At 60.8% G+C, this 23524-nt stretch carries 15 protein-coding genes and 1 pseudogene; 9 read left to right on the top strand and 7 right to left on the bottom strand.

The genetic code is table 11. The features are described 5' to 3' along the window. Positions 1-306: 306 nt before the first annotated feature. The 5 genes from QD357_RS17035 (at position 307) to QD357_RS17015 (ending at position 7472) form a co-directional block, all read left to right on the top strand. Entirely contained in the window at positions 307-1551 is a 1245-nt protein-coding gene (locus tag QD357_RS17035) for an efflux RND transporter periplasmic adaptor subunit (protein ID WP_414124627.1), read from the top strand. Continuing rightward, entirely contained in the window at positions 1548-4667 is a 3120-nt protein-coding gene (locus QD357_RS17030) for an efflux RND transporter permease subunit (RefSeq protein WP_414124626.1), read from the top strand. The genes QD357_RS17035 and QD357_RS17030 overlap by 4 nt, the downstream gene beginning before the upstream one ends. Before the next feature lie 238 nt (positions 4668-4905). Beyond that, the gene (locus QD357_RS17025) at positions 4906-6195 is read left to right on the top strand and encodes an Hsp70 family protein (protein WP_107107515.1); all 1290 of its coding nucleotides are present in this window, start codon (positions 4906-4908) and stop codon (positions 6193-6195) included. Between the two features lie 55 nt (positions 6196-6250). Next, a complete protein-coding gene (locus QD357_RS17020; RefSeq protein ID WP_107107514.1) occupies positions 6251-7138 on the top strand; it encodes a uracil-DNA glycosylase in 888 nt (295 codons plus the stop codon). A 142-nt stretch (positions 7139-7280) separates the two neighbouring features. Then, entirely contained in the window at positions 7281-7472 is a 192-nt protein-coding gene (locus tag QD357_RS17015) for a hypothetical protein (protein WP_107107513.1), read from the top strand. A gap of 274 nt (positions 7473-7746) precedes the next feature. Here the strand turns inward: QD357_RS17015 and QD357_RS17010 are convergent, their stop codons facing one another. Further along, positions 7747-8622, bottom strand: coding sequence for a hypothetical protein (locus QD357_RS17010; RefSeq protein ID WP_414124625.1), 876 nt, complete (start codon positions 8620-8622; stop codon positions 7747-7749). Positions 8623-8957: 335 nt separating this feature from the next. On the opposite strand from QD357_RS17010, the gene QD357_RS17005 reads away from it, so the two are divergent. The 4 genes and pseudogenes from QD357_RS17005 to QD357_RS16990 all read left to right on the top strand — a co-directional run bounded on the left by QD357_RS17005 (position 8958) and on the right by QD357_RS16990 (position 15766). Next, positions 8958-10199 carry an MFS transporter gene (locus QD357_RS17005; protein ID WP_107107511.1) on the top strand — a complete coding sequence of 414 codons (1242 nt, stop codon included), beginning with the start codon at positions 8958-8960 and terminating at the stop codon, positions 10197-10199. Between the two features lie 52 nt (positions 10200-10251). After that, positions 10252-10446 (top strand): annotated as a pseudogene (locus QD357_RS17000) (hypothetical protein); the annotation flags it as partial. 125 nt (positions 10447-10571) lie between these two features. Further along, entirely contained in the window at positions 10572-13220 is a 2649-nt protein-coding gene (pepN, locus tag QD357_RS16995; protein ID WP_414124624.1) for an aminopeptidase N, read from the top strand. A 230-nt stretch (positions 13221-13450) separates the two neighbouring features. Then, positions 13451-15766: a PAS domain-containing sensor histidine kinase gene (locus tag QD357_RS16990; RefSeq protein WP_414124623.1), complete on the top strand. Its 2316-nt coding sequence runs from the start codon at positions 13451-13453 to the stop codon at positions 15764-15766. Position 15767: 1 nt separating this feature from the next. Here QD357_RS16990 and QD357_RS16985 read toward each other — a convergent pair whose 3' ends face one another. From QD357_RS16985 to QD357_RS16960, 6 genes are all read right to left on the bottom strand, one after another. Continuing rightward, positions 15768-18725 (bottom strand): bifunctional [glutamine synthetase] adenylyltransferase/[glutamine synthetase]-adenylyl-L-tyrosine phosphorylase, encoded by a 2958-nt coding sequence (locus tag QD357_RS16985; RefSeq protein ID WP_107107508.1) that lies wholly within the window; start codon positions 18723-18725, stop codon positions 15768-15770. 133 nt (positions 18726-18858) lie between these two features. Further along, on the bottom strand, positions 18859-20274 hold the full coding sequence (locus QD357_RS16980; protein WP_183937655.1) for a sensor histidine kinase: 1416 nt from the start codon (positions 20272-20274) through the stop codon (positions 18859-18861). After that, positions 20271-21029, bottom strand: a complete 759-nt coding sequence (locus QD357_RS16975; protein WP_183937653.1) for a response regulator transcription factor — start codon at positions 21027-21029, stop codon at positions 20271-20273. Before QD357_RS16975 ends, QD357_RS16980 begins: the two co-directional genes overlap by 4 nt. A 140-nt stretch (positions 21030-21169) precedes the next feature. After that, the gene (locus QD357_RS16970; protein WP_414124622.1) at positions 21170-22723 is read right to left on the bottom strand and encodes a Do family serine endopeptidase; all 1554 of its coding nucleotides are present in this window, start codon (positions 22721-22723) and stop codon (positions 21170-21172) included. A gap of 174 nt (positions 22724-22897) precedes the next feature. Then, positions 22898-23353, bottom strand: a complete 456-nt coding sequence (locus QD357_RS16965) for a cytochrome c-type biogenesis protein CcmH (protein WP_183937649.1) — start codon at positions 23351-23353, stop codon at positions 22898-22900. Continuing rightward, positions 23350-23524, bottom strand: a 175-nt coding sequence (locus QD357_RS16960; RefSeq protein WP_414124659.1) for a cytochrome c-type biogenesis CcmF C-terminal domain-containing protein, incomplete at its 5' end; no start/stop codon positions are given. The genes QD357_RS16965 and QD357_RS16960, both read right to left, overlap by 4 nt.

Raw genomic sequence — 23524 nt, 5'->3', positions numbered from 1 at the left:
AGACCAGCATTTCTCCGCTTTTATTACATAGCGGCAATCAAAAAATAGTCATTTCGGCCATTTATTGCACTGCAAACGAAAGCATACCGGGAAAGCTTTCCAACTGTTAATTTTTCACCCTGTCGAACAGGTGGTAGGTTACTGCGAACTGGCGTTCATCCATTCACGTTATAGGGACAGAATACCGAACGTTAGCGGTAACGGCGATGTGATGGATTGCGGCGAAACGCGTCTTTTTCGCGCTGCAATAAATCCACCTCAAGGTCACCGCATTTCCTGCAACTCGCCTCGACCGGTTTTTTAAATATGAAGAAATTTTGGCTCTCTCTCGGCCTTCTCGTTGTCGCAGCTCTTGGAGTCTGGAGCTACCGCGACCGTATCCCCTTTATGTCCGCTTTAATCGACAGGGCATCCGCCAAGACCGAGGATAGCAGCAAGGCAGCAGATGCCGGCGGCCACKGCAAGCGTCAGACGGCGGCCCAAATGGTCAAGACCGTGGCGGTCACGAAAACGACGCTCGCCAACGACGTTACCGCCACCGGCTGGGCCGATGCGCAGGATACGACGACGATCGCCGCACAGGAATCCGGCATCATCACCTCGATAGCGGCTGAGGATGGCGCCATGGTCAAGGCCGGCGATCTGATCGCGAAGCTCGATCCGCGCACGGCTCAGGCCGCGGTCGACAAGGACCAGGCAACGCTTGCCAAGGATCAGGCGACGCTCACCGAAGCAGAAGCGGCACTGACGCGGGCCAAGACCCTGCTGAATGGAGCCGGCACGCAGCAGACGGTGGACCAGGCTGTCGCAGCGCGCGATACGGCTGTTGCGACGGTCAACGGCGACAAGGCACAGCTCGCGGCCGATCAGGTTCTGCTCGAGCACACCGAAATCCGCGCGCCCTATGATGGCCGTCTCGGCAATGTCGCCCTCAGCGTCGGCGCTTATGTGAGCCCCGGCACGGCAATCGTATCGATCGCCCAATACGATCCGATCTACGTCAAGTTCCATCTGCAGGAGAGCCACCTGCGCGAGTTGGAGGAGGCGATGAAGGCCGGGACTGTTCCCGTCAGCACCGTACCCCGGTCGGAACAAGGCAAGTCGCGCCAGGGCGCGATGAGTTTTTATGACAATCAGGTCGATGCGGCATCCGGCACGATCCTCGCCAAGGCGAAGTTCAACAATGCCAACGGCGCCCTCTGGCCCGGCCAGTCGGTCAACATCGTCGTACATTTCAACGACAACCAGCCTGTTCTCGTTGCGCCCACCGTTGCGGTCAGCCCCGGCCCGGACGGCTTCTTTGCCTTTGTCGTCAAGGACAACAAGGTGCATATGACACCGGTCACCGTTGCGCGTCAGAACGGTGGATACAGCGCGATCGCCAAGGGCCTTTCGGAAAGCGACCACGTCGTGACCGAAGGACAGGTGCAGTTGAACGACGGCCAGAGCGTCGTCGAGCAATTCAGCGATGCCACGCCGCAGAAAGTCGCCTCGGCTGACGATCAGTCGGGTCAGAAAACCGAAACGATCTCTGTCGGAGCGCAGCAATGATCCCCAGCTTCTGTATCAGGCGGCCAGTGGCGACGACGCTTTTGGCCTTGGGGGTCGTCATGGCAGGCTGGGCAGGCTATCGCCTTGTGCCCGTTGCGGCTCTGCCGCAGGTCGACTTTCCGACCATCAACGTCACCGCACAGTTGACCGGCGCCTCGCCGCAAACCATGGCAACATCAGTTTCGACGCCGCTGATCAAGCAGTTCGAGACCATCCCCGGCATCAGCGAAATCTCGTCGACGAACTCGCTCGGCAACACCAGCATCGTGCTGCAGTTCGACCTCAACCGCGATATCGACGCCGCGGCCGCCGACGTCCAGGCCGCAATCTCGCATGCAACGCGCCAGTTGCCCGACAACCTGACTGTGCCGCCAAGCTATCGCAAGACCAACCCGGCCGATGCGCCGGTCATGCTGCTTGCCGTGCAGAGCGATACGATGCCGCGCAGCAAGCTCGACGAAATCGCCGAAGACATCATCTCGCCGTCGCTGTCGACGCTTCCGGGCGTGGCGGAAGTGACGGTGTTCGGCGCCCAGACATATGCAGTACGCGTCGAAGTCGATCCGGCCAAACTGCAGGACCGCAGCATCGGCATCGATACTGTCAACAATGCGCTGGTCAACGCCAACAGCCAGGTTCCGGTGGGCACTCTGCAGAACAATTCGCAGAGCATGACCATCAACTCGAATACGCAGCGTACCAATGCCGCGGAGTTCCGTTCGCTTGTTATCGCCAACCCGAACGGCGCGCCGATTCACCTCAGCGATGTCGCAGACGTTCAGGACAGCGTGGAAAATACCAATGCCGGTTCCTGGTATGACGGCAAGCGAGCGATCATTCTTGCCATCCAGCGCCAGCCGGATGCCAATACGGTCGATGTGGTCGACGCCATAAACGCCAAATTGCCGCAGCTACACGCGGAAATACCGGCCTCGGTGAAAACAACAGTCATGAACGATTCAGCGCAGCCGATCCGCGACGCGATTTCGGACGTTAAATTCACGCTGCTGCTGACGATCGGCCTCGTCGTGCTGGTGATCTATCTCTTCACCGGTCATGTCACGGCAACGATCATCCCTGGCCTTGCCGTGCCGCTATCGCTAATCGCGACCTTCGGCATGATGTATATTCTCGGATATAGCATCGACAATATCTCGCTGCTCGGATTGACCCTCGCGGTCGGTCTCGTGGTGGACGACGCCATCGTCATGCTGGAGAACATATTGCGCCATGTCGAAGAGGGCATGCCCGTGCTTCAGGCGGCGCTCAAAGGGTCGGCGGAAGTCAGCTATACGATCATATCGATGTCGATTTCGCTGATCGCCGTGTTCATTCCGATCCTGCTGATGGGCGGCGTCGTCGGCCGCATCTTCAACGAATTCGGCATGGTCGTCGCGATCGCCATTGTATCTTCCGCGATCGTGTCGCTCACCGTCACCCCGATGCTCAGCTCGCGCCTGTCGGCGGGCCATGGAGAGCCCCCTTATCCAGTGCGTCTCTTCAACGCAGGCTTCGATTGGACCCAGCGCGGCTATGACAAGGGCGTCGCCTGGTGCCTTCGCCATCGCGGAACGGTGTTGCTGAGCTTCTTCGGCTCGGTCGCCCTCTCGGCGTATCTCTTCAATGTACTACCGGCAAGCTTCTTCCCGACGGAAGACATTGGCCGCCTGACGATCTCGACGCAGGCGCGGCAGGATATTTCCTATCCGGCAATGCAGGATCTGCAGAACCAGGCCGCCGCAATCGTAAAACAGAACTCTGCCGTCGCTCACGTCATGTCGATCGTCGGCGGCAATGTGCGCCAGCCGCTGAACAACGGCACGATGTATGTCGAGTTGAAGGCAAAGGATCAGCGTGAGCCGCTTGACAACACCCTGCGGGAGTTGCGCGCTGGTATCAGCAAGATTGCCGGCCTGAAGGCCTATATCACGCCGCAGCAAAGCCTGCGCTTCGGCGGCCGTCAGACCGCCAGCCAGTATCAGCTCGTCATTCAGGCGCTGAGCGCCGACCAGACCAATCTCTGGGCCAACAAGATCCAGGATGAGATGCGCCGCGACCCGCGCTTCACGGACGTTGCCTCGGACGAGCAAAACAACGCGCTGCAGGCCAATATCGTCGTCGATACCGAAAAGGCCGCGGCCTACGGCATCAACAACAATCAGCTACGCACATCACTGGAAGAAGGCTTCGGCGGTTATGCCGCCGCTCAGATCCAGTCCACCGGCGACAGCTACGACGTCATCGTCGAATACGATACTAGCAAGCCTTGGGATGACCAGAAGCTGCAGGAAATCCAGATTGCCTCGTCAAGTGGCACCCTGGTGCCGCTGTCGAACTTCGCCCATGTCGAACGCACGACCGGCCCGGTCACCATCAACCAGACCGGCCAGCTCGTTTCGACCACGGTGTCCTTCAACCTGCCGGCCGGCGAAGCGCTCGGCGACGCCACCGCGCAGATCGACCAGATTAAGAAGGACATCAACATGCCGGCGGACGTCTTCACGTCCTATGGCGGCACCGCCCAGATCTTCCAGCAGTCGCAAGGCAGCACGCCTTACCTGATCCTTGCCGCTGTCCTGACGATCTATGTGGTCCTCGGCGTTCTCTATGAGAGCTTCATCCATCCGCTGACCATCCTCTCCGGCCTGCCGGCCGCCGCTCTCGGCGCGCTGCTAGCCCTGAAGGTCTTCGGCTTCGACCTGTCGATTATCGCGCTCATCGGTTTGCTGATGCTAATCGGTATCGTGAAGAAAAACGCGATCATGATGATCGACGTGGCGCTGGAAACGCTTCGATCGAGCGCTGGCATATCGCCTGCGGAAGCGATCCATGAAGCCTGCGTGCGCCGCTTCCGTCCGATCATGATGACKACCTTCTGCGCCCTGCTCGGCGCGCTGCCGATCGCCATCGGTGGTGGCGCCAGTTCGGAGTTGCGCCAGCCGCTTGGCATTGCCGTCGTCGGCKGTCTTGTCGTCTCGCAAATCCTGACGCTGTTCATCACGCCGGTGATCTTCCTTGAGATGAACCGCCTGAACGACTTCGTCGGCCGTCTCGGCAAGCGCAAGGACAAGCACCAGCACGAAGAAGAAAGGCCGACCGCCATCGCGGCCGAATGACATCAGACGGGCGCCACGAGGCGCCCGTTTCAGTTTGGCATGATCCGGAACCCGAAACTGCGCAGCCAAAGCTGAKAGCGTTTTTCGGACAAGATCATCGCAAAACAAATGCGCGCTCCGTCTTGCACTTGCAGTCCAGCCATGCCATGACGCGCCCTCTTTACGAAAGGGCGCGTCTCGCGTTCCATAAGGGGCGTTGCCCCATTCCAAAAAATTTTCAGCAGAAGGGAGTGCGGGCATGGCTCGGGCGCTTGGTTTCGACTTCGGCACAACGAACACGGTTTTGGCGATGGCCGATGGCCCGGCGACGCAATCGGTCGCCTTCACCAGCGTCGCCGGCACCGCTGACAGCATGCGTACGGCCCTGTCCTTCATGAAGGATCCGGGACTAGGTGCCGCGGCACTGAAGGTCGAGGCAGGGCATGCCGCCATCCGCCAATTCATCGACAATCCCGGCGATTGCCGCTTTCTGCAATCGATCAAGACCTTTGCGGCAAGTGCGCTTTTCCAGGGCACGCTGATCTTTGCGAAGCGCCACAGCTTCGAGGATCTGATGGAGATCTTCGTGCGCCGGCTGCGCGCTTACGCCGGCGAAGGCTGGCCGGCGGATGTTGGCCGCATCGTCGCGGGCCGGCCGGTGCACTTTGCCGGCGCCAACCCGGACGCGTCCCTCGCCACGGCCCGCTATAACGAGGCGCTGTCTCGCTTCGGCTTTCCGGAAATCCATTATGTCTACGAACCGGTGGCGGCCGCCTTCTACTTCGCCCAGCACCTGAAAGCGGATGCGACCGTGCTGGTGGCCGATTTCGGCGGCGGTACCACGGACTATTCACTGATCCGCTTCGAGACCCATGGTGGAAAGCTGACGGCGACCCCGATCGGCCATTCCGGCGTCGGCATTGCCGGCGATCACTTCGACTTCCGGATGATCGACAACATCGTTTCGCCAGCCATCGGCAAGGGCAGCCTCTTCAAGAGCTTCGACAAGCTGCTGGAAGTACCCACCTCCTACTACGCCAATTTCGGCCGCTGGAACCAGCTATCGATCTTCAAGACCTCGCGCGAATATGCCGATCTGAAGACGCTGGTGCGCAGCTGCCTGGAGCCGGAAAAGCTCGAGACCTTTATCGAGCTCGTTGAACACGACGAAGGCTATCCGCTCTATCAGGCGGTGTCGGCGACGAAGATGGCGCTTTCGGCCAACGAGGAAGCTGAATTCAACTTCCCGCCGCTTGGCAAGGCCGGCCGCAAAACCGTGCGCCGCAGCGATTTCGAAAGCTGGATCGCCGACGATCTCGCCCGCATCGAAGGTGCGCTGGACGACGTTCTGGCGACCACCAACACAGCGCCGGAGGCCATCGACAAGGTGTTCCTCACCGGCGGCACCTCTTTCGTGCCCGCCGTGCGCCGCATCTTCACCGAACGCTTCGGTCAGGAACGGATCGAAACCGGCGGCGAGTTGCTGTCGATCGCCCACGGCCTCGCCTTGATCGGCGAGCGCGACGACATCAGCCAGTGGACGGCGTGAGGGTGGGGAACACCCTGCCCTTTCGTTCTTCCGCTGCTTTGGCTAGAGTTCGCCAATGATCTCCGCCAACGACCTCACTCCGGCCGAACTTGCCGCCCTTCTGCATTTTCATGCGGATGCAGGCGTCGAATGGCTGCTCGAAGAGGAGGCCGTTGACCGTTTTGCCGAATTCGAAGCGATGAAGGCAGCTCGCCAAGGCGCCCGGCCGGTTCAGCCGCGCGTCGAGGCACCCCCGCTCGCCACACGGCCTGCTACGCAGCCGGAACGTCGTCAGGCCATACAGCCGGCCGCCCCGCCGATATCGGCGCGAAGCGCGCCGGCCATCCCTGACGAACAAGCTGTCGAACAGGCCCGATTCGCCGCCGAAAGCGCCCGGTCGCTTAGCGAACTMAAGACGGCACTGGAGGCCTTCAACGGCTGCAACCTGAAAAACAGCGCACGCTCKACCATCTTCGCCAGCGGCAGCGCCGAGGGCCGTATGATGGTGATCGGCCCGATGCCCAGCGCCGACGACGACCGCGAAGGCCTACCCTTTGCCGGACGAACCGGACAATTGCTCGACAAGATGCTGGGCGCCATCGGCCTGCAGCGTGACGGAATCCTGCTCACCAATGTCATTCCGTGGCGCCCGCCGGGGAACCGTGCGCCGTCGGCGCCGGAAGTCGAGATCTGCCGCCCCTTCATCGAACGGCAGATCGCGCTGGCGGAGCCGAAAGCCCTGCTGCTGCTCGGCAATTTCACCGCTCGGCACTTCTTCGAAAGCAACGAAACGATTCACGGCCTGCGCGGGCAATGGCGGGACGTCACGATCGCCGGCCGAACGATACCAGCGATTGCCAGCCTCCACCCTCAGGAATTGCTGACGGCTCCAATCAACAAGCGATTGGCCTGGAATGATCTTTTGACCTTCAAAAATCGCATCACTGCCGAAGTTTCAGGCTAATTTTTCATCAGTGTTAACGGAAGATGAAACTTGCCATGCGTTATTTGCATGGCAGTGTTCCAGCCTTGTGCATTGCAGAATCAATGCTGCATTGCAATATATGCGATGTGTCTTGGGAGGAAATTTGAAAGGAACCAAGGCCATGACTGCTCGTTTCCGTCCTATCCATAGCGGGTTTGATACCCTGCGCCGCGTCATCGTACCTGTGCGCGCCACCAACGGCCATCGCAGCCTCGGCATTGCCGCTAATGAGCAAATGACTGCTCGCGGCACCGGCCTCTCTGCTCGCGTTGCTCGCCCGACCGCTATATTTGCCGACTTTCGTGAGTACTGATACCGTGTCTCTAGGCTTGCGCTCTTTTTTCACCCTTCTCGACTCCGTCGGGCATATCGGCTCCGCCGTGCGCGCAGCCGAGGAATTCGAGCGCTCGCGTGGCCTGCGCACGGCTGACAAAAGCGAAATCAGCCGCGCGCGTGCGGCGGCTGCCGGCATCCCCTTATAGGTTTGAAAAGGGTGGGATCGATGATCCCGCCCCTTTTTGTTTCGGATTTCATAAGAGATTTTCATGAAGAACAGCGCCGGGCCCAGCTCGGCGTTTTTATTTGGCTCACTGCTCTGAAACCGCACACGCGGCTGCCGATTGCGCCCATGCAAACGCTTCATCCACAGCAGCGAGTTTCTCGGCCTGCCAGCGGCAATATTCGTCAAGAAAGTCGCGGGACATCCAAAGGTGAGTCTTTTTCGATTCGTCGTACCAGCCCAAACTGCCACCATCGACGGCCTTGCGCAAAAGGCGCTGTAGATGGGTGCGCGACATCATGAACTGTGCGGCGATTGCCCGTGTATCGATGCGGCCAAGATTGACGCGTCCATCCACTTCGGTGCTCATATCCAGCCGAGAGACGAGATGGTCCATCACCAGTCCCCCGGCTTCCGTCCAGAGAAACAGGCCGACGCGCTCCGGCGGCTCCCGCCAGGCTGTCGTTTCCAGGCAGCGGCGCGCCATACGCGGCTGCGCCAGATCGATCAGCTCCGGATGAGTGGCCAATGTGGCGGCGCGGTTGCCGTCATCGAGCAGATCGAGTGCGGCGAGATTGGCAAGATACCAACTGATCATCGCGGTGTGACTGACTTCGGCCGGCCCATAGCGGCGCGGACGTTTGACAACGCCAGGGACAGGAACGAGGAAGCGATACGTCAGCAGTTCCTCGACATAGCTCAACACGGTGTTGCGGCTTGCGACGCGGTATTGAGTGATCACGTCGCGAAGCTTGACAACGGTGAGGCCCGAACCGGGAACGGCAGGATCATATTCGAGATGAAGCGCATAGGCCGTCTGGGTCAAGAGCCAGCGCTGATGCGAGGCCAACAGGCGTGCGATCCGCGGTCCGCTGTCGTAGCGATCCCGCAAAGCCTCCGCTAAAAAACGCAGGGAGGATACGAATTTGGGATGGCAAGCAAGTTGCTCGACGGAAAAGCTCAATCGGGCCTCCTTATGGCGCCCTTCTAAAAGACCGATCGGAAGGAATTGTTCTCATTTTTTTGAATAAATCTGCGGCTTCAGATCGCAGCTCCGACATCAGATAGCATGCTATAGTTATGTGAAAACACTGTTATCACAAGAAGTTAAACAAATAATTTAACTTTAAAACCATTCTTTCACCATCATCTTTTTTAGACTAACTTGCGAGGTGGGCCACAGATCAACCAACCGCGCCATATGCCGTCGCGATTGATCGCGCATCGTTGCTGGGTTAGAGCAAGATGCGCTTTCACGACGCGCATCTGCTTTAACCAATCGACCGGAATCCCGCTTCAATGCTGGCCAGCCTCGTCTCGATCGCCAGTCTGATGTTGTCAACGCTGTTGATGATGGTCGGCTATGGCTTGATGAACTTCGTCGTCCCGATCCGCTCCGTGGCGGAAGGCTGGTCGACTTTCACCATTTCGGTGATCGCGACTGGTTACACCTTCGGCTTCACCATATCCTGCATCGTCACGCCGCGCTTCGTGCAGCGGGTGGGACATGTGCGCGTCTTCGGCGCCCTGATCTCACTTCTCAGCATCGGCATTCTGCTGTGCGCATTGATGGTCGATTGGCGCGCCTGGCTGGTTTTCCGCTGCATCAGCGGCTTCGGCATCGCCGGCGCCTATCTTATCATCGAAAGCTGGTTGAACGAGCGGGTCACCAACGACAATCGCGCGACGATCTTCTCGGTCTATATGATCACCTGCCTAGTCGGCTCGATCGGTGGGCAATATCTGGTGCCGCTCGGCGATCCCAGCAATACCTCGCTTTTCATTCTCTGCGGCGTCATCTTCGCGCTCGCGATGCTGCCGACGGCGCTATCGACCGCCAAGTCGCCGACGCCGATTCATCAGGCCAAGTTCGACCTGCCGAAACTTTATCGGCTATCGCCGATCGCCTTCGTCGGTTCGCTGCTGTCGGGCGCTCTTTCCGGCACATGGAGCAGCCTTGGCGGCGTCTATACCCAGAATGTCGGCATGAACACGGCCGAGGGTGCGACGCTGCTTGCCTGCGTGCTCGCCGGCGGTGCAGTATCGCAAATGCCGATCGGTCGCATATCGGACCTGATGGACCGTCGCTACGTGATGATCGTCTGCGGCGTCGTCGGCGTCCTCGCCTGTGCCATCATGACCTTGTTCGACGTGCATGCGCAGTTGACGCTCTATATCGCCGGCTTCTTCATCGGCACCGTGCTCTATCCGATCTATGCGCTCAATGTCGCCCATGCCAACGACCGCGCAGCGCCGGATGAATATGTCACCATCTCCAGCGGCATCATGCTGCTTTATGGACTCGGCACGGTCTCCGGGCCGCTGGTCGGCGGCGCGATGATGGAAGTTGCCGGCCCATCCGGCCTTCTCTGGTTCCTGGCTCTCGCCTTTGCGCTCTATGCCGGCTATGCCGGCTGGCGCATCGCCATGCGCAAGCCGAACGAGGGACGCGTCGAAAAGACGGACTTCCAGTCCATATCTCTGCCCGTCCGTGGCAGCAGCGAATCGACGGTCCGCACGATGCAGTCGACGGCCGACTGATCGCCTCGGATCTGTCGGCCAGGAGCCGAACCAAGGACGATCGCATAACGCGGGTAGCTACTACGACAATAACGACACCATCGTCGCTTGTGCCAAGACGCTCGGTTGTGAAGACCATGATGGGCTTGGATGGTATGGTGTCGTCGCAGAGCAAACGGAAGCCGACGACGCGATCAAGGCGGCGTTCAACCTGAAATCAAACGTGGCCTTCCCGATCAAATACTTTGCTCGCCATCACGAATTGTAGCGGCGCCACGATATGACTTTAACTTTGGTTCAGATTTCGATGTAATGATGCGCGCGGATTTGCTTCCGGAGCGCTGCTTCGGATCAACGCCGCCCGCCGCAGTATAAGCCTGATCAGGATAGACCATGCGAACAGACACCGGCCAGATCGTCCATCTGGCAGACTATCGTCCCACCGACTTCGTTCTGGAACGCGTGGACCTTACCTTCGATCTGCATCCGACCGAGACCAAGGTCGAAGCGCGGCTGATCTTCCATCGCCGCGAAGGTACCGACCCCAAGGCACCGCTTGTGCTCGATGGCGACGATCTCAGCCTTTCCGGGCTGCTGCTCGATCAGGTCGACGTTCCGGCCGGGCAATTCGAGGCGACGGCGGAAAGCCTGACAGTTCGCGACTTGCCAGAGAGCACGCCCTTCGAGCTGACGATCACGACCATCATCAACCCCGAAGCCAACACGCAATTGATGGGGCTTTACCGCAGCGGCGGCATCTATTGCACCCAGTGCGAAGCCGAGGGCTTCCGCCGCATCACCTATTTCCCCGATCGCCCCGACGTCCTTGCTCCCTACACGGTCAACATCATCGCCGACAAAGCCGCCAATCCGCTGCTGTTGTCGAACGGCAATTTCCTTGGCGGTGCCGGCTATGGCGAAGGCAAGCATTTCGCCGCCTGGTTCGATCCGCATCCGAAGCCGAGCTATCTCTTCGCGCTCGTTGCCGGCGATCTCGGCGTGGTTGAGGACACGTTCGTCACGATGTCCGACCGTGAAGTGGCGCTGAAGATCTATGTCGAACACGGCAAGGAGCCACGCGCAGCCTATGCCATGGACGCGCTGAAGCGCTCGATGAAGTGGGATGAGGAGCGGTTCGGCCGCGAATACGATCTCGACATCTTCATGATCGTCGCCGTCTCCGATTTCAACATGGGGGCGATGGAGAACAAGGGCCTCAACGTCTTCAACKACAAATACGTGCTGGCTGATCCGGAAATCGCTACCGATGCCGACTATGCCAATATCGAGGCGATCATCGCGCATGAATATTTCCACAATTGGACCGGCAATCGCATTACCTGCCGCGACTGGTTCCAGCTCTGCCTCAAGGAAGGCTTGACGGTCTATCGCGACCACGAATTTTCCGCCGATCAGCGTTCGCGGCCGGTCAAGCGCATCGCCGAAGTCCGCCATCTGAAATCGGAGCAGTTTCCGGAAGACAGCGGGCCGCTTGCTCATCCGGTTCGCCCGACGAAATACCGCGAAATCAACAACTTCTATACGACGACGGTCTACGAGAAGGGCAGCGAAGTCACTCGCATGATCGCCACGCTCCTCGGCCGCGATCTGTTCAAGAAGGGCATGGATCTCTATTTCGACCGCCACGACGGCCAAGCTGTGACGATTGAGGACTTCATCAAATGTTTCGAGGATGCGAGCGGGCGCGACCTGACGCAGTTCTCGCTCTGGTATCATCAGGCTGGCACGCCGCTGGTGACCGCTTCGGGCACCTATGACGCGGCAGCCAAGACCTTCGCTCTTTCACTCGAGCAGATGGTCCCGGCCACTCCCGGCCAGGCGACCAAGGAGCCCATGCATATTCCGCTACGCACAGCGCTTTTCGCCGCGGACGGGGCATTGTTGACGCCGACATCGGTGACCGACGCGGAACTGACCGACGATGTCCTGCACCTGACTGCGCGGACGCAGACGGCCGTCTTCCACGGCATTCCTTCCCGGCCGGTGCTGTCGCTGAACCGCAGCTTCTCGACGCCGATCAATCTTCAGCTCAGCCAGAGCGCCAAGGACCTGGCGCTGATCGCTCGCTACGAAACCGACCATTTCGCCCGCTGGCAGGCGCTGATCGACCTTGGCCTGCCCAACCTGCTGCAGGCTGCCCGCGACGCGCGGCAGGGTAATCCGATCACTTGCGACGCAGCCTTCGTCGACGCGCTTTTGGCGGCTGCAAATGATGAGAGCCTGGAGCCCGCTTTCCGCGCCCAGGCGCTCGCCCTGCCGAGTGAGGCCGACATTGCCCGCGAACTCGGCGGCAATAATGATCCGGACGCAATCCACGCCGGCCGTCAGGCGATCCTCGCACTGGTTGCCGAAGCCGGGAGAAGCGTCTTCGCCGCCCTCTATGACAACATGCAGACATCGGACCCCTTCAGTCCGGATGCCGCCAGCGCCGGACGGAGAGCCTTGCGGAATGCCGCGCTCACCTATCTGTMGCAGTCGGACAACGCGCCGGCTCGCGCCAAAGCAGCCTTTGACGCGGCGAATAACATGACCGACCTCAGTGCTGCCCTGACGATCCTTGCCCACCGGTTTCCGGAGTCGGCGGAAGCCAAGGCAGCCCTCCAGGGCTTCCACGATCGCTTCGCAGAGAACGCGCTGGTMATCGACAAGTGGCTTGCCATTCAGGCGGCTATCCCTGGCGCCGCGACCTTGGAGCGCATCCAGGGCCTGATGGAAACGCCGCTTTTCAAGCGCACCAATCCGAACCGCATGCGCGCCCTCGTCGGCACCTTCGCCTTTGCCAATCCCACCGGCTTCGGTCGTGCGGATGGAGCCGGCTATCGCTTCCTCGCAGAGCAAATCCTCGACATCGACCAGCGCAACCCGCAGTTGGCTGCCCGCATCCTGACCTCCATGCGCTCCTGGCGCTTGCTGGAGCTAGTGCGCGCCGATCACGCCCGCTCCGCCTTGATGCAAATCGAACGCGCCGGCAGCCTTTCGACGGATGTTCGTGATATTGTGGACCGCATCCTCAAGGAATGAATTTTTGCTTGCTCTTGCGAGATCGAGGCGGGTGATTTGAGCCCGCCTTTTTCAGCCGGAACGAGTCCCTTGTAGCCGCGGCTTACCATTGCGAGTACAAAAAAGCACGAAATCGCATATGGTTAAGAAAGTTTTACCCTGCCCTCTGGACAAGGCGAATCACGAGTGATTCATTAGGGTAGATTCGGGCGAGCGGCGCTGCGAATCACACGAGGGACAAGGCTAGAGCGATGGTGGACGTGCGGCGGGCAACCGCGGCCGATGGACGGCTGCGTGTTAATTTCGACGGTCTGAAATCCTGGCATAGCGGCGTTACCGATCGAGCGGGCGTACGGGCGGAGACAGTTTCGCGCCGTTTTCCGCAGGCGGAACATATACTCAAGCGGGTGATCCCCGTCCTCATCGTCTCCTTTCTGATGGTCGTCGCCGCCTCGCATTTCTTCGGCATGATGATGGAGCATGGGCGGATGACCGCGGCCGCTCGCCAGGCGACGTCACTGTCCATCGCCGCGGCGTCCGCAGCCTTCTCCAACGATGCCAGCCTCTTCCAGTCCGGCGACCGAAACGGCGCTGAAAAGAAACTCGCGGCTTACCTTCCGCAGGACCGGCTCGACACCGGCGCATTCATCCTGCTGGTGCAGGCGAGCGGCCGTGTCTTCGGCTCGTCGGCCGCCGGCTCTCCCTATATCGGCCTGACGATCTCGGATTTCTTCCCCGAGGTTTCGACAATCAGAAGTTTTGGCGACCATGCTGGTGTGATCGAGACGATGATCGACGGCGCGCCCTTCTATGCGGCGATTTCTTTAATCGGAGACAAGGGCGATTTCGTCCTCTCGGCCGCCTCAATGGACCAGATCGACAAGCTCTGGCGCGATGAGCTGACGCTCAATGTCACGCTCTTTGCGGGCATTTCCTCCATCCTGCTCGTCATTCTCTACGCCTATTATACCCAGGTGAAACGGGCACGCGATGCCGATGAGATCTTCCTCGAATCCAATCTGCGCGTCGAAACCGCCCTGTCGCGCGGACGCTGCGGTCTCTGGGATTTCGATTTCGCCAGCCGCGAATTCTTCTGGTCGCGGTCGATGTACGACATGCTCGGCCTGCCGGCCGCCGATCGGCCGCTGTCCTTCGTCGATGCAGCCCGGATGATGCATCCGGATGACAACAGCCTGCATGTGCTGGCACGATCGGTCACCCGCGGCACCGCCGGCCAGGTCGATCAGATCCTGCGGATTCGTCACGCTAAGGGACACTATGTCTGGATGCGTGCCCGCGCCCAGGTCATCCGCACCAATTCCGGTCATGTCCACATGATCGGCATCGCCATGGACGTCACCGAACAGCATCGGCTGGCGCAGCGCTATGCCGAGGCCGACCAGCGTTTGGCCGATGCGATCGAATGCACTTCGGAAGCTTTCGTACTCTGGGACAAGAACGACCGCCTGGTCATGTGCAATGGCCACTTCCAGCAAGCTTACGGCCTGCCGGACAATGTGCTGGTGCCAGGCACCGAACGTGCCGTCGTCAACGCCGCCGCGGCCCGCCCGGTCATCGAGCGTCGCATTGTCGATCCCGGCCGCTCCAACCACTCGCAAACGACGGAAGTGCAGCTTGCCGACGAGCGCTGGCTGCAGATCAACGAACGCCGCACCCGTGACGGCGGCCTCGTTTCCGTCGGCACCGACATCACGCAGTTGAAGCGCAACCAGGAGCGTCTGCGCGAGTCCGAGCGCCGGTTGATGGCAACMATCAACGATCTTTCCGCCTCCCGGCAAACCCTCGAGCGGCAGAAGGCGGAGCTTTCGACCGCCAACACCAATTATCTCGCGGAAAAGGAACGCGCCGAAGCCGCCAACAAGGCCAAATMCGAATTCCTCGCCAACATGTCGCATGAGCTGCGCACGCCGCTCAACGCCATCCTCGGTTTCTCGGAAATCCTGCAGGATCAGATGTTCGGCCCGCTGGGCTCCGCGAAATACAATGAATATGCCAAGGATATCCACGACAGCGGCAAGCATCTGCTGAACGTCATCAATGACATTCTCGACATGTCGAAGATCGAGGCCGGCCACCTCAAGCTCTCCTGCGAGCGGATCGATCTTGCACCATTGATCGAGGAATGCCTGCGCTTTACCGCTATTCCGGCCGCCTACAAGAACATCCTCGTCGAACAGCGCATCTCCTCCGGCATCAAGCTGACGGCAGATCGCCGCGCCATGAAGCAGATTCTTCTCAACCTCCTCTCCAATGCCGTCAAGTTCACCAATGACGGCGGGCGCATCGCGGTGCGCACACGCAAGGTCGATGACGCGGTGACGCTGACGATCGCCGATACCGGCATCGGCATTCCAAAGTCGGCACTCGGCAAAATCGGTCAGCCGTTCGAGCAGGTGCAAAATCAATATGCCAAGAGCAAAGGGGGCTCGGGCCTCGGGCTTGCCATTTCACGGTCGCTGACGACCCTGCATCGCGGCCGCATGCGCATCCGCTCACGCGAGGGCATCGGCACCGTGATTGCCATTCGAATTCCTGATCGGAGCTGAGCTACGCCTTCACAACCGATTGGAAAACTTTACGCACCGCTTTCGAAAGCCGCTTGAGTTCCGCTTCCAGCGTCTTGATATCGGGGCAATCGCCGGCGCGGCAAACCAGCTCGATCAGCCCGGAAGGGGCCTTCTCCGGATCGAACGGTCCGTCGACGCAGAGCCGGATCAACTGCGACAGTTCGGTATAAAGATGCAGCGCCTCCAGGGCGAGGTCGAGATCGTTGCGGTCCATCAAGCTGCCGCCGAGCAGTTTCAGCGCCTCGCCGGTGCTGAGGCCATTGGCGTCGATGCCCACGCCCCGGGCGGGCGCGATCAGCCGCAGATATTGCGCGATGAATTCGATATCGATCAGGCCGCCGGGGATGAGCTTCAAGTCCCAAATGCTCACAGGTGGCTTTTCCTCTTCGATCAAGCCCCGCATCTCGGTGACATCCTTGGCGATCTTCGGAATATCGCGCTTGGCCGAAAGCACCTCGCCGATGATCCGCTCCGCATTCAGCACGAGGTCCTCATCGCCGCAGATCAGGCGAGCGCGCGATAGCGCCATATGCTCCCAGGTCCAGGCCTCCCCGCGCTGATATTTCTCGAAGGAGTTGATGCGCGTTGCGACCGGGCCCTTATTGCCGGATGGGCGCAGGCGCATGTCGACTTCGTAGAGCACGCCCTCTGCCGTCGGCGCGGAGAGTGCGGCCATCAGCCGTTGGGTGATGCGGGTAAAGTAGCGCGTCGCGTCGAGCGGCTTCGGCCCGATGGATTCGCTGGCGTCATCGTCATAGTCGTAAAGCAGGATAATATCGATATCCGAACCGGCGGTGAGTTCAAAGCTGCCGAGCTTCCCCATGCCGACAACCGCCACGCGGCCGCCAGGATAATCGCCATGGACAGCCTGGATTTCCTTCATCACCGCCTTCAACGCCGCTTCCACGATCAGATCGGCAAGATAGGTGAAGGCACGGGCGGCCATGGCGCCGGCGATAGCACCCGTCAGCAGACGGATGCCGATCAGGAAGCGCTGCTCCGAGGCGAAGATGCGCAGCCGGTCCAGCACCTCCTCGTAATGCCCCGCCGGCGCCAGAAAGCTGTTGATCCGTTCGGCCAAGTAATCGCGCGTCGGCAGCTCCGCCATCAGGCCGGGGTCCAGCATGCCATCGAAGACATGCGGCTTGGCGGCGATGATTTCCGCAAGTCGCGGCGCCGATGACATGATGTTGACGATGAGCGAAAGCAGCGCCGGATTGGTGCTCAGCAGCGAAAAAAGCTGGATGCCCGCCGGCAGACCCGAGATGAAACTGTCGAAGCGCAGCAGCGCCTCGTCTGCCCGCTTGCTTTCGCCGAACACGCGCAGCAATTCCGGCGTCAATTCGGTCAATCGCTCGCGCGCCTCCACCGATTGCGTGGCCCGATAGCGTCCATAGTGCCATGTGCGGATGACATGGGAGATATCGGAGGGACGCTCGAAGCCGAGGCGGTGCAGTGTCTTCAGCGTATCGGGATCATCGCCCTGACCGGTGAACACGAGGTTGCCGGTCCCGGTCGAAAGCTTGGTCTCCTGCTCGAACAGACGGGCATAGCGCCGCTCCACCGTCTTCAGCGTGGCAACCAACGCCTCGGAAAAGCTGGACAGATCGGAGAAGCCCATCAGGAAGGCGATGCGCTTCAGCTCGGCATCCGTTTCGGGAAGCAGATGTGTCTGCTCGTCCCGCACCATCTGGATGCGGTGCTCGACATCGCGCAGAAACCAGTAGGCCTCCGTCAGTTCGTCGCGCGTTTCCGCGTCGATCCACTTCGCCTTGGTCAGCTCCGCCAATGTTCCCTCGGTGGCACGGCCACGCAGCGCCGGCATGCGGCCGCCGGCGATCAACTGCTGCGTCTGGACGAAGAACTCGATCTCGCGGATGCCGCCGCGGCCGAGCTTGACATTGTGGCCCTTGACCGCGATCGCGCCATGACCCTTGTGCGCATGGATCTGCCGCTTGATGGAATGGATATCCGATATCGCCGCGTAGTCGAGATATTTGCGGAAGACGAAGGGCACGAGGTCTCGGATGAAGACCTGACCGGCCGCAATATCCCCGCCGACGGCGCGCGCCTTGATGAAGGCGGCACGCTCCCAGTTCTGCCCCCGGCCCTCGTAATAGATCATTGCCGCATCAACGGGGATGGCAAGCGGCGTGGAACCCGGATCGGGGCGCAGACGAAGATCGGTTCGGAAGACGTAGCCATCGGCAGTGCGCTCCTGCAGGATGCGCACCAGCCGGCGCATCAGCCGCGGGAAGATGTCGATCGCATCGTCGGGATTGGGAACGATGCCTGCCATTTCGTCGAAGAAAACGACAAGGTCGATATCGGAGGAATAGTTCAGCTCCTCGGCGCCCAGCTTGCCCATGCCGAGCACGATGAGGCCAGAGCCGCGGCTCGGCGTCGAAGGGTCGCGGACCACGATCTTGCCGGCCTCGTGCGACGACAGGAGCAGATGGTCGATCGCTGCCGAAATCGAGGCTTCGGCAAGGGCGCTCAGCCAGCGCGTCGTCGTTCTTCCGTCGAAAATGCGGGCGAGATCGGCAAGCGCGATCAGGAAGGAGGCGCGGCGTTTGGCGATGCGCAAACGGCTCATGACCTCGGATTCCGCAGGCGACGATGCACCGTCCTGTGCCGGCAGCCAGGCACGGCAGGCCTCGGCCACCAGGGCCTCTATCTGCGGTGACAGCGGTTTGCTGATGGCTGAGACAAGAAGCTTCGGGTCGAGATTGGCCGTTTCGCGCAGATAGGGTGAGAGCGTCAATGCGGCGGAGATGAAATCGCGTAAGGGACTGTCCCCTCCGAGAAGCGCGGCAATTGCCGGTTCCGCTGCGGCGATGTCCTTGAGGTCGGCGAGCGTCGCTTTCAGCTCCGTCTGATTGAGCGGGCGAAGCCGCCCGGGCGGAACATCCTGCAGAAAATCGCTTTCCGTCGTCATCCAGCTCTCCTCCTACGGCGCCGCGTCCGATCGGACGTAAGGCACGCAGTAACATCTTGAATCGTGCATGATCTCTAAAATCGGAAGCCGATATAGAGATCATGATGAAGCAATCCGGTAGGGCAGGATTAATCTATTGTTCCTGCGTGGGGAAGATCATGGTTACCGTCAAGCCGCGGGCGTCGGGGCTGGTCGGGTCGGTATCGGAAAGTTCCAGCCGGCCGCCATGCAGCTCCATCACCGCTTCCACCAGGGCAAGGCCCAGGCCGGTGCCGGGCTTGGAGCGGCTCTCATCCAGACGGAAGAAGCGTTTGATCACTTCCGTCCGCTGGTGGGCAGGAATGCCCGGACCGTGGTCCGCGACGGCGAGGTGCACGGCACCCGGCGTACGCGAGAGTTTCAACACCACCGCCTGCTTGCCGGGACAGCCCGAGGCATATTTGACGGCGTTGTCGATCAGATTGAAGATCGCCTGGCCGATCAGCTCGCGATTGCCCTGCACCTCCACGTCGGGCTCGATATCGGTCGTCAGCGCCAGACCCGCCTCCTCGGCCACAGGCTCATAAAGCTCGGCAGTGTCCGCGACGATGGTGGAGAGGTCGACGCCGGTCATTTCGGCGGCGACGGAACCGGCTTCGACGCGGGAGATCATCAGCAGCGCATTGAACGTGCGGATCAACTGGTCGGACTCGCCGATAATGCCCTCCAGCGCGACACGGCGACCTTCGCTGTCGGCATTGTCGAGTGCGTCCGCCGCCTTGTTGCGCAGCCGTGTCAGCGGCGTTTTCAAATCATGGGCGATGTTGTCGGAAACCTGCCGCAAGCCTTCGTTCAGCTTCTCGATGCGCTCCAACATGGCGTTCAACGATGCCGACATGCGGTCGAATTCATCGCCGGAACCGCCGGCAGGCAACCGCTGCGAGAGATCGCCGGCCATGATCTTTCGGCTGGCTTCGGTCATGCGGTCGATGCGCTTCAGCGCGTTGCGGCCGATGCCGAACCAGATGACCAGTGCGCCGAGGCCCATGATCGCCAGCGCCAGCATCAAGGCCTGGCGCACGAGCACCCGGAAGCGCTCCGGCTCGCCAAGATCACGGCCGATCAGAATGCGCAGGCCATTGTCGAGAAGGAAGATATTGGCGATCGCCAGATGCCGCCGTTCGGGGTCGGTGCCGGAGTCGGTATAGCGCTCATAGATGAAAGGTAGTTCCGTCCAACCGGATTCGCCGAGGACGCCGGGCTGTACCGACGCGACGTTGCCGGCGAGGATATCGCCGGAGGGGCTGGCGATGACATAGAGGTTGGCGCCCGGCTGGCGCGCGCGGCGTTCCATCGTGCGCAGCAGCAGGTTCAGGCCGCCGACATCGTAGGCGCGCTTGACCTGATTGACCTCCTGCTGCACGGCATCGCGGATCTGCCCCGTCAATAGCCGCTCCGACATGGCCGTTACGTAGAAGACGAGCGTGGCGGCGCAAAGCGCAAACAGAAGAATGTAAAGGGCGGAAAGGCGGACTGCGGTAGACTTGAAGAGAACGCGAAAGCGGCTCATCCCTCGTCCTTGATCATGTAGCCGGCGCCGCGGATCGTCTTCAGCAACGGCTGGCTGAAGTCCTTTTCGATCTTCGAACGCAGGCGCGAGACGTGCACGTCGATCACGTTCGTCTGGGGATCGAAATGGTAATCCCAGACGTTTTCGAGAAGCATGGTGCGCGTCACCACCTGGCCGGCATTCTTCATCAGATATTCGAGCAGGCGGAACTCGCGCGGTTGCAGAAGGATCTCCTTGCCGCCGCGACGAACCTCATGCGACAGCCGGTCGAGCTCCAGATCGCCGACGCGGTAAAGCACATCCTGTTCCGGCGTGCCCTTGCGGCGGCCGAGAACTTCGACGCGGGCGAGCAATTCGCTGAACGCGTAGGGCTTCGGCAGGTAGTCGTCGCCGCCGGCACGCAGGCCGGTGACGCGGTCGTCGACCTGACCGAGAGCGGAGAGAATGAGAACCGGCGTATGCACGCCCTTGCGGCGCAGTTCGCTGATGACGGAAAGGCCATCGCGGCGCGGCAGCATGCGATCGATGATGGCGACATCGTAGGCGTTCTCGGTGCCCATGAACAGGCCGCTCTCACCATCGCTCGCATGGTCAGCAACAATGCCGGCCTCGCGAAACGCCTTGGTGAGATAGGCGGCAGCCTCGAGATCGTCTTCGATAATCAAAATCTTCATGTGGGCGACATTACCCGTCGGCGATGCCTCAGCACAACCAGAATCGGAGGAGTTAACAGCATGTTGGCCAGCGGTTGTCATCTTCTACCTGCCCTGAAAGCAATTCGTCGATAAGCCATGACCTCGCGCCATCGCGCATGTTTGAGGACCATGCCCTGGGAACAAAGGAGCCGCGCAGCCGTGGCCTGCGCGGCTCCCCATGCACTCAATTGGCCGAAAAATCAGCCCGCGGTGATCGGCAGAGCGACGAAGCGGCTGCCATCATTGGACTGGATCTGGAACAGCGCACGGGTGCGACCGTCCTTCTTCGCCTGGTCGATAACCTTGGCGATGTCACCGGCGTTGGAGACCTGCTGGTTGTTGACCGAGGTGATCTTCTCGCCTTCCTTCACGCCCTTGTCGGCGGCATCGGAGTCCGGATCGACACCCGTGATCGCGACACCCTTGCCGTCATCGGACGGACCGACGGTGAGGCCGAGATCGGCAAGCGCCTTTTCCGAGGACGGCTGCGGCGGCTGGGCTGGCTGCGAGTTTTCGTCGTTCGAAGCCTGGTTCTGGTCGGCCGGCAGCGTGCCGAGTTCGACGGTGACCGACTGAGCCTTGCCATTACGCCACAGCGAGACATCGACCTTGGAGCCCGGCTGCATCGCGCCGATACGGCGGGCGAGATCGCGCGGATCTTTCACCGGATCGCCGTTGACAGCCGTTACGACGTCGCCGTTCTTGATGCCGGCCTTCTGGCCCGGAGAGCCGTCMTGCGGGGATACGACGAGCGCGCCGCTTGCTTCGGACAGGCCGAGGGATTCAGCGATATCCTTGGTTACCGGCTGGATCTGAACACCGAGCCAACCACGCGACACGGTACCGCTCTTGATCAGATCGGTGACGACGTTCTTGGCGGTATCGGCGGGGATTGCGAAGGCAATGCCGACGCTGCCGCCCGACGGCGAGAAGATGGCGGTGTTGATGCCGACGACCTGGCCGTTGAGGTTGAAGGTCGGGCCGCCCGAGTTGCCGCGGTTCACGGCTGCGTCGACCTGGATGAAGTCGTCATAGGKGCCAGAGCCGATATCGCGACCACGCGCCGAAACGATGCCGGCGGTKACCGTGCCGCCAAGGCCGAAGGGGTTGCCGACGGCAACGACCCAGTCGCCGACGCGGACCTTGTCGTCATCGGCCCAATTGACATAGGTGAACTTCTTGCCCTTGCCATCGACCTTCAGCACGGCGAGGTCGGTGCGCGGGTCCTTGCCGATCAGCTTGGCATCGAGTTCCGTGCCGTCATTGAGGATAACGACGAAGGCCGCACCGTCGGAAACGACGTGGTTGTTGGTGACGAGATAGCCGTCTTCGGAAATGAAGAAGCCGGAGCCCTGCGCGACCGGGCGCAGGCGGCCCTTGTTGTCGGGCTGGCCCTTCTGCTGGCCCTGTTGCTGGTTATGGCCCTGCTGCTGTTCGAACTGCTTGAAGAACTTCTTCAGCGGATGATCGTCCGGCAGTTCGTCGAAGCCACGGCCGAGGCCGAAGGAATCGTCTTCATCAGCAACCGGATTGACGCGGGATTCGACGCGAACGGAAACGACTGCCGGAGATACGGCGTCGACGACGTTGGCGAAGCTCGGAACCTGCGGAGCCTGGACATTGACGGCATCGGCATAGGAGCTGCTGATTTGAGCCGGAACACCGGTGGCGAGAGCAGCGACTGCGAGGCCGGCGACGACAGAAGCTTTCATAGCGGTGCTACGGGACAGAGCGTCCTTGATATTCCTGAACATATGCGAGTTACCTTTTCTTCTCTCGTCCGATTTTCTTATGCCGACAGAACCGGCGGCGATGGGTTATGGGAAAGATATAGAACCTCCGACCTTACAGCGAACTGTCCGACCCATGAAAAATTCGTAATGTAGCGAAATGTTTTCGATGGGGTAAAGACAACTTGTCGTGCAACGTCACTTGCCGAGGAGGTCGTTGAGACGCGCTTCTTCCTCTGCCGTCAGCGGCGTACCCGTCGGTTTGCCGGCGCGGCGGCGGGCATAGACGACAAGAGCGAGCCCGCCTAGAATGAAGAGAGCAATCGGCGCACCCCAGAGCAACAGCGTCTTTTCGCTGAAGCGCGGCTTCAGCAGGACGAACTCGCCATAGCGTGAGACGATATAGTCGAGCACCTGCTGGTCGCTATCGCCATTGAGGAGGCGCTTGCGCACCAGCAGGCGCAGATCGCGGGCGAGATCGGCGTTGGAATCGTCGATCGACTGGTTCTGGCAGACCATGCAGCGCAGTTCCGCCGAGATCGCCCGCGCCCGTGCCTCCAGTGCCGGATTGGGCAAGACCTCATCCGGATTGACGGCAAAGGCGGCGGCGGGAGCGAGGAGCAATGCCAGAGCCAGGAACAAACGTCTGATCATTCCGCCGGCTCCATCGCCGGACGGGCCGGCTTTGCTTTGCGGCTTGGTGCGCCGATGCGCAGACGGCGGTCGCTGAGCGAGACGAAGCCGCCGAGCGCCATGACGATGGCGCCGCCCCAGATGCAGATGATGAACGGTTTCCACCAGAGCCGCACCACCATGCCGCCATCC

The sequence above is a fragment of the Rhizobium sp. BR 317 genome, from assembly GCF_047445835.1.
In the GTDB taxonomy this organism is placed as follows: Bacteria; Pseudomonadota; Alphaproteobacteria; order Rhizobiales; family Rhizobiaceae; genus Rhizobium; species Rhizobium paranaense.
Note: the sequence above shows the minus strand (reverse complement) of the source record. Positions and strands in the feature narration are given on the sequence as shown.

What these genes read in the sequence shown, in the direction of transcription:
- QD357_RS17025 (WP_107107515.1), top strand. Translation starts at nt 4,906, where the DNA reads ATGGCTCGGGCGCTTGGTTTCGACTTCGGCACAACGAACACGGTTTTG.
- QD357_RS17015 (WP_107107513.1), top strand. Translation starts at nt 7,281, where the DNA reads ATGACTGCTCGTTTCCGTCCTATCCATAGCGGGTTTGATACCCTGCGC.
- QD357_RS17005 (WP_107107511.1), top strand. Translation starts at nt 8,958, where the DNA reads ATGCTGGCCAGCCTCGTCTCGATCGCCAGTCTGATGTTGTCAACGCTG.
- QD357_RS16985 (WP_107107508.1), bottom strand. Translation starts at nt 18,725, where the DNA reads ATGACGACGGAAAGCGATTTTCTGCAGGATGTTCCGCCCGGGCGGCTT.
- QD357_RS16980 (WP_183937655.1), bottom strand. Translation starts at nt 20,274, where the DNA reads ATGAGCCGCTTTCGCGTTCTCTTCAAGTCTACCGCAGTCCGCCTTTCC.
- QD357_RS16975 (WP_183937653.1), bottom strand. Translation starts at nt 21,029, where the DNA reads ATGACAACCGCTGGCCAACATGCTGTTAACTCCTCCGATTCTGGTTGT.
- QD357_RS16965 (WP_183937649.1), bottom strand. Translation starts at nt 23,353, where the DNA reads ATGATCAGACGTTTGTTCCTGGCTCTGGCATTGCTCCTCGCTCCCGCC.